This window comes from Planobacterium oryzisoli (genome assembly GCF_015354315.1).
Taxonomy (GTDB): Bacteria; Bacteroidota; Bacteroidia; order Flavobacteriales; family Weeksellaceae; genus Planobacterium_A; species Planobacterium_A oryzisoli.
In genome coordinates, this window is record NZ_JADKYY010000011.1 from 38,103 (window position 1) to 55,954 (window position 17,852).

Annotated in this window: 16 protein-coding genes; 10 read left to right on the forward strand and 6 right to left on the reverse strand. The window is 40.6% G+C overall.

All coding sequences use genetic code 11. The features are described from left to right. Positions 1-72: 72 nt before the first annotated feature. The 5 genes from IC612_RS08640 to IC612_RS08660 form a co-directional block, all read right to left on the reverse strand. Positions 73-951 (reverse strand): cbb3-type cytochrome c oxidase N-terminal domain-containing protein, encoded by an 879-nt coding sequence (locus IC612_RS08640; RefSeq protein ID WP_194739786.1) that lies wholly within the window; start codon positions 949-951, stop codon positions 73-75. Between the two features lie 7 nt (positions 952-958). Further along, positions 959-1,150 carry a cbb3-type cytochrome oxidase subunit 3 gene (locus tag IC612_RS08645; protein ID WP_194739787.1) on the reverse strand — a complete coding sequence of 64 codons (192 nt, stop codon included), beginning with the start codon at positions 1,148-1,150 and terminating at the stop codon, positions 959-961. Between the two features lie 19 nt (positions 1,151-1,169). Next, positions 1,170-3,425 (reverse strand): cytochrome-c oxidase, cbb3-type subunit I, encoded by a 2,256-nt coding sequence (gene ccoN / locus IC612_RS08650; protein ID WP_194739788.1) that lies wholly within the window; start codon positions 3,423-3,425, stop codon positions 1,170-1,172. A gap of 13 nt (positions 3,426-3,438) precedes the next feature. Next, positions 3,439-3,660: a cbb3-type cytochrome oxidase assembly protein CcoS gene (ccoS, locus tag IC612_RS08655; RefSeq protein ID WP_194739789.1), complete on the reverse strand. Its 222-nt coding sequence runs from the start codon at positions 3,658-3,660 to the stop codon at positions 3,439-3,441. 112 nt (positions 3,661-3,772) lie between these two features. Continuing rightward, the gene (locus IC612_RS08660) at positions 3,773-6,160 is read right to left on the reverse strand and encodes a heavy metal translocating P-type ATPase (protein WP_194739790.1); all 2,388 of its coding nucleotides are present in this window, start codon (positions 6,158-6,160) and stop codon (positions 3,773-3,775) included. A 91-nt stretch (positions 6,161-6,251) separates the two neighbouring features. On the opposite strand from IC612_RS08660, the gene IC612_RS08665 reads away from it, so the two are divergent. From IC612_RS08665 to IC612_RS08680, 4 genes are read left to right on the forward strand one after another with little or no spacing between them, the layout of a single operon-like run. Next, positions 6,252-6,965, forward strand: coding sequence for a Crp/Fnr family transcriptional regulator (locus IC612_RS08665; RefSeq protein ID WP_194739791.1), 714 nt, complete (start codon positions 6,252-6,254; stop codon positions 6,963-6,965). A gap of 22 nt (positions 6,966-6,987) precedes the next feature. Continuing rightward, positions 6,988-7,803, forward strand: coding sequence for a 3-methyl-2-oxobutanoate hydroxymethyltransferase (panB, locus tag IC612_RS08670; RefSeq protein ID WP_194739792.1), 816 nt, complete (start codon positions 6,988-6,990; stop codon positions 7,801-7,803). After that, positions 7,804-8,133, forward strand: a complete 330-nt coding sequence (locus IC612_RS08675; protein ID WP_194739793.1) for a hypothetical protein — start codon at positions 7,804-7,806, stop codon at positions 8,131-8,133. 17 nt (positions 8,134-8,150) lie between these two features. After that, positions 8,151-8,870, forward strand: coding sequence for an RluA family pseudouridine synthase (locus tag IC612_RS08680; RefSeq protein WP_194739794.1), 720 nt, complete (start codon positions 8,151-8,153; stop codon positions 8,868-8,870). 34 nt (positions 8,871-8,904) lie between these two features. Here IC612_RS08680 and IC612_RS08685 read toward each other — a convergent pair whose 3' ends face one another. Next, positions 8,905-11,175 (reverse strand): aconitate hydratase, encoded by a 2,271-nt coding sequence (locus tag IC612_RS08685; RefSeq protein WP_194739795.1) that lies wholly within the window; start codon positions 11,173-11,175, stop codon positions 8,905-8,907. 214 nt (positions 11,176-11,389) lie between these two features. Between IC612_RS08685 and IC612_RS08690 the strand changes: the two genes are divergently transcribed. From IC612_RS08690 to IC612_RS08715, 6 genes are all read left to right on the forward strand, one after another. Continuing rightward, positions 11,390-12,088 carry a WG repeat-containing protein gene (locus tag IC612_RS08690; protein ID WP_194739796.1) on the forward strand — a complete coding sequence of 233 codons (699 nt, stop codon included), beginning with the start codon at positions 11,390-11,392 and terminating at the stop codon, positions 12,086-12,088. A 167-nt stretch (positions 12,089-12,255) separates the two neighbouring features. Then, positions 12,256-14,361 carry a TonB-dependent receptor gene (locus IC612_RS08695; RefSeq protein WP_194739797.1) on the forward strand — a complete coding sequence of 702 codons (2,106 nt, stop codon included), beginning with the start codon at positions 12,256-12,258 and terminating at the stop codon, positions 14,359-14,361. Positions 14,362-14,436: 75 nt separating this feature from the next. Then, entirely contained in the window at positions 14,437-15,009 is a 573-nt protein-coding gene (locus IC612_RS08700; RefSeq protein ID WP_194739798.1) for a hypothetical protein, read from the forward strand. Positions 15,010-15,069: 60 nt separating this feature from the next. After that, positions 15,070-15,585 (forward strand): acyl-CoA thioesterase, encoded by a 516-nt coding sequence (locus IC612_RS08705; protein ID WP_194739799.1) that lies wholly within the window; start codon positions 15,070-15,072, stop codon positions 15,583-15,585. A 1-nt stretch (position 15,586) separates the two neighbouring features. Beyond that, positions 15,587-16,516, forward strand: a complete 930-nt coding sequence (locus tag IC612_RS08710; RefSeq protein WP_194739800.1) for an NAD(P)-dependent oxidoreductase — start codon at positions 15,587-15,589, stop codon at positions 16,514-16,516. Positions 16,517-16,590: 74 nt separating this feature from the next. Further along, on the forward strand, positions 16,591-17,844 hold the full coding sequence (locus IC612_RS08715; RefSeq protein ID WP_194739801.1) for a serine hydrolase domain-containing protein: 1,254 nt from the start codon (positions 16,591-16,593) through the stop codon (positions 17,842-17,844). Positions 17,845-17,852 lie beyond the last annotated feature (8 nt).

The following is a 17,852-nucleotide window of genomic DNA, read 5'->3' on the forward strand; positions in this document are numbered from 1 at the left end:
TTAAAAAAACATAATTCGTTATTATCAGTTAATGATAACGAATTATGTTTCAGTTAAGTTACAAAATATCACTTATTTTTCCCAGTTTGCTTCGGTTCCCTGAGGCGCTGCACCTCCTTGTGCAGGTGTAATTGGTTGTTGTTCTTGGTTAATATGATATATGTAAGATGCTACTTTCTGAATATCGTTACCAGTTAATTGCCCATTTTGTCCAAAAGCGACCATGGTTGGGTTGTTTGGAGAGCCGTTGTACACGACATGAAAAACGCTTTTGAATAAAGTGGACTCAGGCTGATTAATCCACGCATTATCGGTTAGGTTCGGTCCAATGCCTCCTTTACCACCATCCATATGACAGGATACGCAGTTTGTTTTAAAGATTTCCTCACCTTCTGTTACCATATCGCTAGAATACACTGCATTTTCCAAGGTCGCCTGCGGAGCTGTTTTCATATATTCGTCGATTGCAGCAAGCTGGGTCTTGTATTCCTCGTCGTACTCTTTAATAGGGTCAGCGAAATTGGTGAATGAGTAGGATACTACATAAATGATACAGTAGATGACACCGAAGTAGAATAATCCTAACCACCACTTAGGTAATTGGTTGTCTAATTCCATTATTCCATCAAAACCATGGTCAATAAGCATATCCTTCTCTTCTTTGGCAGTCTGCTTCTTGAAAGCGCTGTCCCACAGAGCTTTTAGAAAAGGTTTTTTCTTTTCCAGTAGGTAAGCCGCTTTTTCTTCCTCGTTTAATGCCTTGAATTTGTGATTCTCAATTAAATCGCCAATAGCATTGTGAATCATTGCTAGGATAATACTAATTGCGACCGTGCCCCAAAAATACGGAGAGGTGAAGAATGAATTATTCTGTACAAACATGTAGTACATGATAAACAGTATGGTCAGAATAATCAGTATGTTAACAATTACAGGAGTTCTTGTTTTCATGATGTTGTTATGGGTTTAATGGTTGGTCATCATCCTCGAGTGGTGCATTAGCCGCTTCATCGTAATGTTTTTTAGGTCTGCTGAAAACATACACGATGACAGCGATAAAAAATACCATAAAGATCAGTAACGCTAGAGTCTGAAATAGACCGGTGAACTGCTCATTGGAAACGATATCTTTTACATTCTGAGGAATCATAAGCTTATATTGTTGCTAATTAGTCGTTACTTGCTGTTTGTACTTCAGTTGTTTTGATATCTGTACCTAATCTTTGCAAATAAGCTATCAATGCGATAATCTCTTTTTTCTCCAGTTCTCCTTCAGGTCTGGTAGCATATGCTTGTTTTAAATCCGCCGCTTCTGAGAATATCTGGTTAACAATAAACTTGGCTTGGTTGTCTGCCCATACATCCGCAGTATCAATTTGTGCCTGTGTATAAGGAACATCAAATACATCCTTCATTAAAGTTAACTTGTTTGCCATTTGGGAGCGGTCCAGATCATTTGCTATCAGCCAAGGATACCGCGGCATGATGGAACCAGCAGATGTAGAACGGGGGTTGTACATGTGCTTATAGTGCCATGACGAAGGGTTTTTTCCTCCCTGTCTGTGAAGGTCCGGTCCAGTTCTTTTAGAGCCCCAAAGGAATGGCCTGTCGTATACAAATTCACCGGCTTTAGAATATTGTCCATTCTTTCCATTGAAGCGAACAACTTCGTCACGAAATGGTCTGATCATTTGTGAGTGGCAGGAATTACATCCTTCTCTAATGTATAGATCTCTACCTTCTAGTTCGAGCGGTGTATATGGTTTAACTGCAGAGATAGTAGGTACATTCTCCTTAACCGTTAAGGTAGGAATGATTTGCACGGCACCTCCAATTGCCACCGCAATGAATGCCAATATAGATAGTAGAACCGGCATTCTTTCTAACCACAAGTGCGTTCCCTCTCCTTCCTTTCTGGAATTACTAATATTAGCTAGAGCAGGAGCTTCTGCAGGCAGGTCTTTTTGGAATGATCCTTTTCTCACAGTCGCAACCACGTTTATTGCCATAAGGATAGCCCCTGTAATATAGAGTGAACCTCCAACAAAACGCATGATATAGTAAGGGATAATGGCCGTAACTGTGTCCAGCCAGTTCTTCCAAACCAATGTGCCGTCCGGATTAAACTGTTTCCACATTAGGCCTTGAGTAAATCCAGCGATGTAAAGTGGTACCGCATAGAAGATGATACCTAGCGTGCCCAACCAGAAATGCCAGTTTGCTAATTTAGTAGACCAAAGTTTGGTTCTCCACATTATTGGTAGCATGTAGTAGATCATACCAAACGCTATAAAGCCATTCCAACCTAAAGCACCTAGATGAACGTGACCAATTACCCAGTCCGTATAATGGCCGATTTTATTTAACGTTTTTGTCGCTAAGAGCGGCCCTTCGAATGTTGCCATACCGTAGCAGGTAATAGCCACAACAAAAAACTTAAGGATTGGATCTTCGCGAACCTTATCCCATGCACCTCTTAGCGTTAGAAGTCCATTAAGCATACCTCCCCAAGATGGAGCGATTAGCATGATTGAGAAACCAGTTCCAAGAGCCTGAGCCCATGCTGGTAGTGCCGTATATTGTAAATGGTGCGGACCTGCCCAGATATATACAAATATTAATGACCAAAAGTGAATGATCGATAATTTATAGGAAAATACAGGTCTGTCAGCAGCCTTAGGAAGAAAGTAGTACATAAGTCCAAGAACAGGTGTAGTAAGGAAAAATGCTACTGCATTGTGCCCATACCACCACTGAACTAAAGCATCCTTTACTCCCGCATACGCACTGTATGATTTCCACATGGTTAATGGAACTTCCAGGTTATTGAAAATATGTAGCATTGCTACGGCAATCCACGTTCCTATATAGAACCAAATGGCAACGTATAAATGGCGTACTCTTCTCTTAGCAATAGTTCCAAACATGTTGATACCAAAAAGAACCCATGAAATAGTAATTAGGATATCGATTGGCCACTCATGTTCTGCGTATTCTTTGGAAGTGTTTATACCCATAAAGAAGGTAATCACTACAGCTACAATCATGATTTGCCACGTCCAGAAGTGCGCCCATGAGATAGCATCACTATACATTCTGGCTTTTAGTAGACGTTGTAGTGAGTAGTAAGCTCCAGCAAATATACAGTTACCCACAAAAGCAAATACCACTGCAGATGTATGCAACATACGAATTCTACCGAATCCGAAGGCTCCCTGTGAGTTTATTAATCCTTCAATATTTCCGGCCGCCAAACTCTTAATAGTCGGGTCGTCTGTTCCTAAGAAAAACTCAGGAAGTTCCGGGTAAAAAAGCATTAATGCAGCAGTAAGACCGAACGTAAAACCTATGATACCGAAAATAACGGTAGCATATAAGAATGCACGCACGATGCTATTGTCATAACTAAACTTTTGTGTTTCCATATAAACTAATACTTTATTCTGTTCTTTCGTTTTCTTTGTCCCGGCTTCGCGTTTCCTGAGTTTCTTCTGTGGCTTGTACGGTTTTCTCGTCTTTTACACCGTCGTCAAATAATATTCGTACTGCCGGCGATTCATCGTCCTCAAATTGGCCTTTGCGAGCATTAATAATAAAAACTATTAAAAAAATGACCGCTAAAGATACACTGCAAATTATCATTAAATAGAGTATATCCATAGGATGGCAAATTTAAAATTTTCGAGTTCTCAAATTTATGGAAAAATAATGATATAAGTCACTTCACGTTAAAAAACGTTAATTTAAAACCCTTCTAAATAGGATGCGTTTACTATCGATACAGCTTGAAATATTTTGTACTTCGAACCCAGGTTGCCAAAGTAGTAAAAGCAACTACTGTAATCGAGCTTATCGGCATTAAGATAGCGGCAACTAAAGGGGACATGTAACCCATAACCGCCACCGAAATTCCAATAACGTTGTAAAGTAAGCTGATTGCAAAGGTTATTCTTACGATCGAAATAGAATCATGACCTAAATGGAGGTATTTGTGTAAATGTGTTACTTTCTTCCCGCTCATAATTATGTCCGAAGCAGGAGTAAATGCATTACTGTCGTCCGCAACAGCAACCCCCAAATCACTTTGCTTAAGTGCTCCAGCATCATTAAGCCCGTCTCCGAGCATCATGACTTTCTTGCCTTCCTTTTGTAATTTTCGTATATAATTCAACTTGCTCTCAGGATCCTGATTAAAAGCCATATTAACCAAGCTAGGGAAGAGTTCCTGAAGTTGCTTTTTTTCGGATTCATTGTCCCCACTTAAAACATGTAGTTGGTAGGAGGAAAGTTCTTGAGAAAGTTTATTCAAATTTTTCCTGTATTCGTTTTTGAATATATATTTCCCTACAAATTTGTCGTTTTTAGAAATATAAACAGCGGTTTCCAGGTTTATTTTGTCCTGACTACTGTATCGTGCGGAGCCTATCTTGTAATGCTGTCCCCGGACGGTTCCCTCGTATCCTTGGCCGGGATAATCACTAAAGTTTTCTACTTCAAAATAGAGGTCTGTTTCCTCTATCTCACTGTAGAGCATTTTTGATAATGGATGGTTGCTGTTCTTTAGTAAAGACTTTAGATTGATCAAGTCCTGACTGGTTAATGGTTCCCCTTCGTACCGGATCTTCGATCTTTTGTTTTCGGTTAAAGTACCGGTCTTATCAAATACAATGGTGTCAATTTCAGCCATTTTTTCGATAGTTAGCGTGTCTTTCACGTAAAACTCGTTTCTTCCAAGAATACGCATAATATGGCCAAAAGTAAACGGTGCAGAGAGTGCGAGTGCGCACGGACAGGCCACAATGAGAACCGCGGAAATTACCTGAAACATTTGTTCTTGGTCGATCCGATACCAGTACACCCCAGCGGTCAAAGTGATTAAAAGAATTACAAATGTAAAGTACTTGCTGATTTTATTGGTTAAATTGTCCAGTCCATGTTCGTGCTTTTTGAACGCTTCCTTATTCCAGAGCTGTGTTAAATAGCTTTGGTCGACATTTTTTATCACTTCCAATTCAAGGACAGACCCCACTTGCTTGCCTCCAGCAAAAATTTTATCTCCTGGGCTCTTGGTAATAGTGGAGCTTTCACCGGTAATGAAGCTATTGTCTATGTTTCCCTGGCCACTGATCAATATGGTATCCACCGGAATGATTTCCTGGTTCCGCACCATAATGCGATCGCCTAATTGTAGTTCAGATAACAGTATGTTTTTCTGAACTCCTCCGTCCAAAAGCTTAGTTACAGCGATCGGGTAGAATGATTTATAATCACGGTCGTAGGAAAGCGCACTGTAGGTCCTTTTCTGAAACACCTTGCCAAGCAGCATGAAAAATAAAAGTCCACATAAAGTATCAAAATACCCAGGACCATAATCAGTAAGGACTTCGTAGATACTTCGCAAGTACAGTACCAAGATTCCCAAAACAATTGGGACATCAATATTTACCACCCTATTCTTAAGTCCGTAAAGCGCGGATTTAAAGTAATCCGAAGCGGAATAGAATACGACCGGGGTTGCAAGAAGGAACATTATAAACCGAAATAGATGTTTGTACTGCTCCATCCAATAGTCGGAAGTGCCCAGTATAATTTCTGCATATTCCGGAAAACTAAAAAACATTCCGTTTCCAAATGCAAAACCTGCCACAGCCAATTTAATAAGTAAAGTCTTGTCCAGTACCACTTCTTTCTTATCTGCCGTTTCCAGGTTTATTACCGGCTTATACCCAAGGGAAGAAAGTAAAGTGGCTAATTCACTTAATTTGAATTTTTGCGAATCAAAAGAAACCTGTAGTGTTTTCTTCGTAAAATGAACTTGGGAATAGTGTATGTGTGGACTTAAGTCATGAAGACTTTCTAAAAGCCAGATACAGGAAGAGCAGTGAATGACCGGGATCTTAAATGTCACCAAAGTGGTGGTGCCTTCGCTAAAATCGGTAACTTTTGAGAATATCTCCGCAGTATCTAAGTAGCTAAAATCTTCTCCAGAAGTTTCGGGGCGGATACCCGATTTTTTATTTAGCTCGTAAAATTTGCTTAAGTCATTGGAATTTAGAATTTCAAACACGGATTTGCACCCAACACAACAAAATAACTTTTCTTGGAAGGTGATGCGCTCCTTTTGAATTTCTTGGCCACAATGATAGCAGTTTTCACTCACGTTCTTATAAGGACTTGACCTGCAAAAATATAACAAAAAACTTTGCCCTTCAGGGCAAAATAGTCTATTTTTGCTGATAAATATCATAGGTATGTCAGCAGAAAAACAGGAACTTATAGAAAAAAATTTTTTGAGTGTTTTCAATGAAGTTTCTTTTAAGGAAATGTTATCAGAAGAGGATTTTAAGAAGTATATGGATGCGAAGAAAACGGTTCATATCCGTAAAGGAGAATTAGTATTCGCAGAAGATGAAAATCCTAATGGAGTTTATTTCATCGAAAAAGGTACGGTTAAACTCTCTAAGTCTGGTGTATACGGAAAAGACCAAATTCTTCGATTTATTAAAGATGGAGATTTAGTGGGTTACCGTTCCCTCCTGATAGGGGAAAACTTCCAGGCAAAGGCGGAAGCAATGTCCGATATTCAAGCGGTTTTTGTGCCAGGCGACGTTTTTTTACACATGCTAGAGGTGGATCCCAAGCTTTCCTTTGCAATGCTTCAGAAGTTTGCTTATGAGCTTGGAGAATCGTCCAATACAATCACTTATCTTGCTCAAAAGACAGTTCGAGAGCGATTGGCCGAAGTTCTTTTGCTTTTAGAGCAAAAATTAGGTACAGATCCCGAAGGATTTATAAGAATATCCTTGACCAGAGAGGAAATTGCCAATCTAATTGGAACCGCTACGGAAAGCGCCATTAGGTTGATTTCGGAATTTAAACACGACGAATTAATTGAAACCGAGGGACGAAATATTAAAATCCTCAACCACGAGAAACTAATAAAGTTAGGTCACGTGGTGATGTAACGCTGATAGATAACCTGTTATTATGTCTGTTCATTCTGAAATTAAAAAGGTTACAACGGAGACCTTGCGTAAGCTGAAGTTCGATAAAGAACGTATTACGATGCTTACTGCCTACGATTATACCACTGCTAAAATGGTCGATGCCGGAGGCGTGGATTCCATACTGGTGGGTGATTCTGCTGCAAATGTGATGGCAGGGCACGAAACAACACTGCCCATTACATTAGACCAAATGATCTACCACACACAATGTGTGGTGCGTGGAGTGGAACGTGCACTGGTGGTGGCGGATCTGCCTTTTGGAACCTATCAGAGTAATCCAGATAAAGCATTGGATTCCGCGGTACGTATGATGAAGGAGGGAGGAGCACATGCTATAAAGATTGAAGGAGGAGAGGAAATTGCAGACAGCATAAGAAAGATTGTGAATGCAGGAATTCCCGTAATGGCGCATTTGGGTTTAACGCCGCAGTCCATTTACCAATTTGGCACCTATAAGGTACGGGCCAAAGAGCAGCAGGAGGCAGATAGACTTCTCAAAGATGCAAAACTAGTAGAAGAGCTAGGATGTTTTGCCTTAGTATTGGAGAAAATACCCGCAGACTTGGCCACTCAGGTTTCAAAGTCTCTATCCATCCCGACAATAGGAATAGGCGCTGGTGCTGGCTGTGACGGACAAGTTCTAGTGTACCACGACATGGTAGGAATGAATCAAGGATTTTCTCCTAAGTTTCTTAGACGGTATCTGGATCTATATAACGAGATTAGTGGAGCCGTATCCAAATACGTTTCCGATGTAAAATCGGGAGATTTTCCAAATGAAAATGAAAGTTATTAAATGAAAAATATTCAAACACTGCAAGCCATTGTCTCAGTGGGCGCGTTAGTATGCTTATTGGCAGGTTGGTTCCAATTTTTTAGTCCGGAAATAAACAATTTCCTTTACCACAAGCTGTTTTATGTAATGATTGGACTAAGCTTCGCCCTTATGGCACCAATCCTTACCAATAAAAAATTTATTTATCCTATGTATGCTGCAGCAGTTCTTAGCATCGTCGGGGTTTTTTTTCCTGAAGATAGTCCTTTGGCAATCCTTAAAACTATTGGTCTCTTTGCCGGTGTAATCATTTCTCTTTTTAACAGGCCACGCGTTCAAAGACGTTCGTAGCATAATTTACCGGCAGTATGGCCCCGAATAATCACCAAAATTTTGATCCAGAGCAGATTGCATACGAAGACAACCACATAATTATAATTAATAAAAAGGTGGGTCAGCTTGTGCAGGGGGATAAGACAGGGGATTTGTCCTTACTTGACCACATCAAATCCTATATTAAGACGCGGAATCAAAAGTCAGGCAATGTTTTTCTAGGTTTGGTTCATCGCATTGACCGGCCCACCAGTGGACTGGTTATCTATGCAAAAACCTCCAAAGCCCTTTCGCGACTGACCGTGATGGTCAAAGACCGAGAGATAAAGAAAGTGTATTGGGCGCTAGTGGAAAAAGCCGACCTGGCACCAAGTGCTACACTTGTTCATTACTTGCAGAAAAATGAAAAAACCAATAAGAGCGTAGTTTTTCCCCGGCCTACTTCGGGAGCCAAGGAGGCGCGACTACACTATACTAAGCTGATGGATCTTGATAACTATAGCCTCCTAGAAATAGAATTATTCACTGGGCGCCATCATCAGATTCGTGCGCAGCTTTCTAAAACCGGTGTGCCCATAAAGGGAGATCTAAAATACGGTGCTTCACGTTCCAATCCTGACGGAGGTATTTCGCTTCACGCGCGCGCTCTAGAGTTTACTCACCCAGTTAACAAAACTACAATTAGCGTTACTGGTGCACTGCCCAATGAAGTGTTATGGAATGTAGTAAAAGCACAAAAAAAGCTCAGTCAATAAAAATTGACTGAGCTATATCTGAAACTAGTTGCTTTTATTTATTTGCTTCCATTGCAATCAGGTTAAGTGCTGAACCAGCTCTAAACCATCCGATTTGCTGATCGTTATAGGTGTGGTTGGCTATAATGATATCTTTGGTTCCGTCCGAATGTACTATTTCTAGTGTAAGAGGACGGCCCGGCGCAAATTGATCAAGATCTAAGAAATTAAAAATATCGTCTTCTCTAATCTTATCGTAGTCGGCTTTATCTGCAAAAGTAAGACCTAGCATACCCTGCTTTTTAAGATTGGTTTCGTGAATTCTTGCAAAAGACTTAACCAACACAGCCTTGACCCCTAAATGTCTTGGTTCCATTGCTGCATGTTCCCTTGAAGATCCCTCACCGTAATTCTCATCACCTACTACAATGGATGGTATGCCAGCGGCTTTGTATGCTCTTGCTACATTAGGCACCTCATCAAACTGACCGGTAAGTTGATTTTTAACTTTATTGGTCTCCATATTGAAGGCATTGACCGCTCCGATAAGCATATTGTTAGAAATGTTATCTAAGTGGCCTCGGTATTTTAACCATGGTCCAGCCATAGAAATATGGTCTGTGGTACATTTGCCAAATGCCTTTATTAATAGTCTTGCGCCGGAAATGTTTTCTCCATTCCAAGCTGAAAATGGTTCGAGTAACTGTAGTCTGTCTGAATTAGGATCCACCAGTACTTGAACGGAAGAGCCGTCTTGTGAAGGAGCTTGGTATCCATTGTCTCCAACGTCAAAACCGCGTGGAGGCAACTCAAAACCATTGGGTTCATTTAGGTGTACCTGTTCGCCTTGGGCATTTGTTAGACTGTCGGTTATAGGGTTAAAGTCCAAGCGCCCGGATATGGCTACCGCTGCAACCATTTCTGGTGATGCCACAAAAGCATGCGTATTTGGGTTCCCGTCTGCCCTTTTTGCAAAATTTCGGTTAAAAGAATGTATTATAGAATTTTTTTCTCCTTTTTCCGCGCCTTCTCTATCCCACTGACCAATACATGGTCCACAAGCATTGGTGAATATACGTGCATTTTCAAATTTTCTAAACGAATCCAAAAGTCCGTCACGTTCGGCAGTATATTTGACTTGCTCCGAACCTGGATTGATTCCCAAGATAGCTTTTGGTTTCACACCTTTCGAAACTGCGTCTTCTACTATGGAAGCAGCACGGGAAAGATCCTCGTAAGAAGAATTAGTACAAGATCCTATCAACGCCCATTCTACATCTAAAGGCCATCCGTTAAGCTCAGCCTTTTCTTTAAATTCCGCTACAGGTGTAGCTAAATCTGGAGTAAAAGGACCATTAAGATGTGGGGTAAGCTCAGAGAGATTAATTTCTATTACCTGATCGAAGTATAGTTCTGGATTGGCGTACACTTCAGGATCCGCTGTAAGGTGCTCAGCGATCTGGTCGGCAGCAGCCACTACATCTTGTCTGCCTGTCGCAGCCAAATATCTTCGCATAGAATCGTCGTAACCAAAGGTTGAGGTTGTAGCCCCAATCTCTGCACCCATATTACATATCGTACCTTTACCTGTCGCGCTCATTGATGTAGCGCCTTCACCGAAATATTCGACAATACACCCTGTTCCTCCTTTCACCGTTAAAATTCCGGCTACCTTGAGGATAACATCTTTGGCACTTGTCCATCCGTTGAGTTTTCCTGTTAACTTTACACCAATCAACTTTGGCATTTTTAGTTCCCATGCCATTCCGGCCATCACATCTACTGCGTCCGCTCCTCCGACACCAATGGCAACCATTCCAAGTCCACCCGCATTTACAGTATGCGAATCCGTACCAATCATCATTCCGCCGGGAAATGCATAATTCTCAAGAACTACCTGGTGGATAATACCTGCTCCTGGCTTCCAGAAGCCAATTCCGTATTTATCACATACAGAGCTTAAGAAATTAAATACTTCAGAGTTTTTATTGATAGATTCTTGTAAATCCCTTTCAGCGCCAACTTTTGCCTGAATTAAATGGTCGGCATGAGCCGTTGAAGGAACCGCAACTTTGGCTTTGCCAGCTTGCATAAATTGCAATAAAGCCATTTGCGCAGTTGCATCCTGCATGGCTACTCTATCCGGGGCAAAATCCACATAAGAGTTACCTCTCTCATAAGCTTCAGTGGCATTTCCTTGCCAAAGGTGCGTGTAAAGGATTTTCTCTGATAGTGTAAGAGGTTTTCCTACTGCCGATCTAGCCGCCGCCACTCGCTCAGGATACTTCTCGTACACTTTTTTGATCATATCAATGTCAAAAGTCATATCTATAAGTATTTGAATTATCGTAAAAATTTTAATCTTCAAAATTACGAAAAAAAATGGGGCCTTGTGGAATCCCAATTATTTAGATTTCGTATAAATAAAATGGTTCGTTTCTATACACTAGCAGTCATTTGGAAAAAATTGGCTGTATATTTGCTACACCAAGCAGCAAATGAGGAACACGTTCAAACTATTCTTATTTTTGTTTTCTATAGTGTCACTGACTTCGCAGGGGCTGAAAGCGTCTTTTCAAACAGAGCTCGGGCCTACACCGGGTCACTTCATAGCAGACACTGTCAAAATTAGGTCTGTTGCCGATTGGATACCTAAACGTATTGGTAATAAATTCGGCTATGTTCATAGAGATGGCGTTAAAACAATAAAGGCTCGCTTTTCCCATGTTAGTTTCTTTGCTGAAGACTGTACTTTGTTACATTCAATAAATCCAGAAGTAAGAAAGTACGGAACCTCTAAGTATGCTACGGTTCGTTTTGAAGGTAAAGATTATAGAATAGACCAAAATGGAACACTGCTTTATTTATATAACAAAGAGGATTTAGGATTATGTCCCTTAGTGTTTAAGGAACAAAGGTTTTTTTCTTTTGTTAGAAATGGCTTTTACGGACTCGTAGAAAAGGCAACTTTTTTTGATGAAACAGACTACCGTCAGTACGTAATTTATCCCCAGTTCCAATATCTACATGTTTTAGAAGGAGATGATTTAGATAATCCTATGCTTATAGCCGTAAAGGATAACAAATTTGGGGTTATTACTATAGAGGGCAAGATTGTCATCCCTTTCCTCTATGACGACATTAAACGCAATTACGCTTGGAAATTAGGAGGTCTATTCGAAGTGAGTCTTGATGCAAAAGAATATTTTTTTGTAGACGTGCATAATCGTAAATACTAAATTAATTTCCTATTTTTGTAATCAAATTAAAGGGGTGCTGCGTAAAGCGGCTGAGATTATACCCGATGAACCTCGAACAGGTAATGCTGTTTAGGGAATCAGGAATTAAGTTTCCGTATATCTTTTTGACCCCTTTTATTCCGTTAAATTAAAAACAATTTATAAGAATGAAAGGATTTTTTATTTCTGGGCTCATTGCTGGGCCGCTAGTTTTTTCACAAGTTTCAGGGGATTCGATCTCAATGGGGGAAGGCCGAATTGAGGCCATTGAATTTACCCGTCGGTTACCAGTAACCAAAGAAGTTCTTAATGTTTCCGCAGATTTGCAGGATAAAAACCTGGGCCAGGACCTACCGGTTTTACTAAAAAACCAAACTTCAGTAGTTGCCACTTCAGATGCAGGTAACGGGATAGGATACACGTCGCTTAGAATTAGGGGAGTTTCACCAGGTTCCATAAATGTGATGCTAAATGGTGTACCGTATAATGACTCTGAATCTCAAGGAACGTTTTTCGTGAATGTGCCCGATTTAACTAGCTCGGCGGGACAGATAGTAATTCAGCGTGGAGTCGGCACCTCAACCAATGGAGTAGCTGCGTTTGGAGCGAGTGTTAATATTCTCACCAAAGACCCTTCCCCTGCGCCCTATGTGCGTGGTGAGAACTCTTTGGGATCATTCAATACCCAAAAGTATGCATTAGAAATTGGCTCGGGCACATTTTTTAAAAAGCGGTTTTCTGTAATGGGACGATTCAGCAAGATTCAATCCGACGGTTATATAGAACGGGCGTCCTCTAATTTAAATTCTTATAACCTCACAAGCATGTATAAGCACAACAAAACCTTGGTGCGACTCATGGTATTTGGTGGAAAGGAAAAAACGTATCAAGCGTGGAATGGGGTAGATAGACAAACATGGGAGGACAATCCTCGTTTTAACAGTGCCGGTGCTATTTACGATGATGCGTGGGAGAACATTGTGGACTTCTACTCTAATGAAACAGATAATTACAGGCAAAATCACACCCATCTTACATGGAAACAGTTGTTATCGGACCAGTGGAACATTGAGACAACTCTTCACCATACCCGAGGAAAGGGGTATTATGAAAACTACAAACAGGACGCAGATTATTCCAAGTATAATTTAACGGATTATGCAGGGTCTTCAGACTTCATTCGTAAAAAATGGCTAGACAATAATTTTTACGGTATAGTTTCCAATGCCAATGCCTCATTTTCCAATGTAGAACTACAGCTTGGTTTGGTGGCAAACCAGTACAGTGGTTGGCACTACGGTAGGGTTAACGACGTTTTTGTGCCTGAAATTTCTGAATATGAGTATTACCGAAATTACTCGTTGAAAAATGAAGTTTCAGGATATATGAAATCCATTTTCCATTCTGATAAATTCTCGTGGTTTGGAGACTTGCAAGTCCGAACGATTGACTATTCCACAAGAATTGATTTAGAAGGAGACGGTGAGGGAGGAAATATCAATAGTTATTGGACTTTTTTTAATCCTAAATTTGGGGTAAGTTACCAATTGGGCATAGGCAGGTTGTATTTATCTTATGCAAAGGCTATGCGTGAACCCAACCGAGATGACCTGCTCTCTGATCCCACGACTAGGGCTGAAAAACTGCATGACTTCGAATTAGGGATTGAGGGCAGAATGAACAGCTCACTAATTTTTGCGGCGAACGTATTTCATATGTTCTATAAGGATCAACTGGTCTTATCCGGAGCTATTAATGATATTGGAGAATTTATAAGAACAAATTCCGGACGTTCCTTCCGGCAAGGTCTTGAGATTTCTTCCAGGTTTAGTTTAACTGAAAAATGGGAGTTTTTAGCCAATGCCACATTTAGTCGTAATATCAATGTCGATTTCAAATCGGAAGAACAATCCGAAATAGCCGACTTGGGAAGAACACCAATAGCATTTTCACCCGAATCAATGGCTAACCTAAAGGTAACCTATAAGCCCAACCATCAGTTTCGATTCTCACTTTCTAATCAGTATGTTGGAAAACAATACCTAGATAATACAGGGAACGATGCGCTTACGACTGATGCCTATCTTTTAAATGATTTTATGGCGGGTTATGAAGTGGAACTCAATAAAATTGGACTTGAAATAAACGTTTTGCTAAATAATATTTTTGATCAAAAATATGTGAACAACGGATACGTGTACGATGGAGAACCCTACTATTTTGCTCAAGCAGGACGGAATTTCCTATTAGGTGTTGCAGTTAATTTTAAATAAAGTAGGAAAGAAAAACACCTTTGAGTCTAGAAAGTTTGGGGGACTATTCCCACTAATGTTCTAAATTTGCAGTGCATGAAAATTACTGACTCTATATTAGAACTGCTCAAACATTCTGAGAAAGTTGCACTCCCGGGTTTTGGTTTATTTCGCTTGTCCCGCGCTGAGGCGGTTCTACTTAAGAAGGAAGAGAGCTTGTTACCCCCTTCGTATAAGGTAGATTTGGAGATTGATTATACAGTTTGGGAGGAGGAATTGATATCGTACATTGCAACAAGAAACCACCAGCATCGTCAGCAAGTTGCCCTAGAGGTTGATAAACTTGCACAGTTTTGGAAAAACCAAATACAAGAAGGAGAAACCCGCATTGATATGACGCCCTTGGGAGCTTTATATTTAGAAGAAAATTCGCATGTATTTAAAGGCGTGCGGGTGGATTCATTGCGGTCCGATCTTTATGGACTCCAGGAGATTAGTCTTCAAAAGCTGAAACGAGGTAAAACTTCGCAAAAACCCTATTATCCCACCTACCTTTGGTGGGGACTTTTAATCTTGCTATTGTTTTCTTTAGCGGTCTTCTTTATTCCGGAACTTAGAGAACTGGTATTGGGAAGTGCCACAGTGTTCGATAACAATCTGACTAAATAACTACCGAGCTGGAAGGTCAGACAGTTCACTATTTTCTAGTACCAATTAATAAACTATATCATGGCGAAAATAAAAACGGCTTCAGACTCTCTGACAATAATGACCAATATCGTATTACCTAACGAGACAAATTCATTGCGTAATCTTTTTGGGGGAGAATTGCTTGCAAAAATGGATCGTTGTGCCTCTATTTCAGCAGCCCGCCATTGTGAACGACGGGTAGTGACTGCTTCGGTCAATCACGTTTCTTTTAATCATCCTATACCTGAGGGCGGAATTGTGGTTTTGGAGTCGAAAGTTTCACGCGCTTTTTCTACTTCTATGGAAATCTACGTAGATGTATGGCTGGATGATCCCATAGCAGGAAAAAAAATCCACACCAATGAAGGCATCTATACATTCGTGGCAGTAGATGAATTCAATAAGCCTGTGCCCATTCCTCAAATGGAACCTGAGAGCGACCTAGAAATTGAGCGGTTTAAAGCGGCTTTTCGCCGTAGAGAATTATCTCTTATTCTTTCCGGTAGGATGAAACCACAGGAATCCGTGGAATTAAAAAAACTATTTTGCCAGTAAAATGCGGATACTTCAAATTGATACGAACCATTCACTTATAAAACAGCAGCTTGAAGCGCATGGACATCACGTAGAAGAAGATTTTATTTCGGATCATACGGCTTTACTTTCCAAAATTGCAAGCTACCAAGGCCTCATTCTAAGAAGCAGGGTGCCTATAGACAGAACCTTATTAGATGCGGCAATTAATTTGAGATTCATAGCAAGGGTCGGAGCTGGAATGGAAAATATCGATGTTGCGTACGCAGAGAAAAAGGGAATAGTGTTAATAAACAGTCCCGAAGGAAACAGAGATGCGGTTGCTGAACATGTATTGGGAAGTCTTTTGACTATTACCAAGAAACTCGCCTCCTCAGCGCAACAGATTAAAAAGGGGTTATGGCTTCGGGAGGAAAACAGAGGCGATGAACTACTTGGAAAGACCTTAGGTATCATCGGGTACGGGAATATGGGGAAGGCTACAGCCAAAAGGTTTGCTGGACTAGGTTTGCGGGTGCTATGTTACGATATTAAAGAGGGTGTGGGGGACAGTTATGCGACGCAGGTGGATCTTGCTACCCTGCAACAGAATGCGCACATTGTGTCTTTACACGTGCCATTAACTACCGACACATTGTACCTGGTGGATGAGAAGTTCATTAGCTGTATGTATCATCCTTTTTATTTAGTTAATACCGCCCGGGGAAAGAATGTAGATACTGGTGCATTGGTGGCGGCCCTCAAAACAAACAAAATACTAGGCGCATCCCTGGATGTTCTTGAGTATGAAACCGCATCCTTCGAACAACTTGACCAAATGCCCAGTGAAATGGAATTCTTGCTAAATGCAGAAAATGTGCTGCTTACCCCGCACATCGCTGGCTGGTCTGTACAGAGCAAAGAACGATTGGCGCAAATTATCGTTGATAAAATTCTTAAAACCTTTTCTTAACAACAATTATGATTTCTTAGATTCTCTCAACACGAATAAACTTGTAAATTGCAAGGATTTTTAGTGTAAAGTGAATGAAATGGGAATCTAAAATTATAGCCTCGGTACTTTTGGGGTTATGTGTTTTGTCATGTAATAAAAGCTCTGCCACACTTACAGAAAGCGCACATACCTCCCTTCCGAATTTTGGCAATGTGCAACTGGAGGAAGTTTTTACTGATAAAGATAACCGGATAAAAGGCAAGAATCAGGTGGTGTCGGTAATCGATAATTACTACCAGCAAGTATGGGAGAAAGGCAATTTATGGGGAGGATTTTTAGTTGCGAAGGGAGATGCCATCCTATATGAGAGTTATAGGGGATTTAGTCAGGATAAAGAGATTGGGCCAATAGGTCCAGAGACAGCGTTGCACGTAGCTTCAGTAAGTAAGACATTAACAGCTATGGCCGTCCTTAAATTGGTTGAATCGGGTAAATTACAGCTTGATCAGACCGTAGATAGCATTTTAAAAGGCTTTCCCTATCCTCAAGTAACAATAAAACAGTTGCTTAACCAAAGAAGTGGATTGCCGAAGTATGAGTACTTTCTAGAAAAAATTGATCCTGCTTCCCCAGAACTTAATAAAAAGTACTTGACCAATGAGGATATACTTTCCCTAATGATCCGGTATAAGCCCGAGATGCCGCGTAAGCCAGATACAGGCTTTATGTATTGTAATACCAATTATGCCCTTTTGGCTTTGGTATTAGAAAGAGTGACCGGAGAGAGTTATCCGGAAGCTATGAAGCAAATGGTATTTATTCCACTCGGTATGAATAATACGTATGTTCTGGAAGAACATTTGATGGACAAGGCAGCCAAATCATTTTTCGCACGAGGTCCCTCGATATATCCTTACGACCGTTTGGATCTGATCTACGGTGATAAAAACATTTTCACAACACCTCGTAATCTTTTGAATTTCTCCAGGGCGATGTATTCCCCTGATTTTTTGGAATCATCACTGATGAAGCAGGTATTTATGCCTTATAGTAATGAAAGGCCAGGCATCAATAACTATGGGTTGGGCTTTCGAATGAAAGTGTACGATCCCCAAAGCAAGCTTACTTATCATAATGGTTGGTGGCACGGAAGCAATTCTGTCTTTGCTCATCTGCGATCCTCCAAGGTTACAATAATAGCGATTGGTAACAAATACTCCCAACGCATTTATTCATCGCTAGCTCTAAGTGCTCTTTTTGAGAACTTTCCCTATGAAGTGGATAAACTGTACAAAACAATTGATTCCAGTGGACAGGACATAGCGCAAATTCCTTCGGGGGAATGATAAATTCT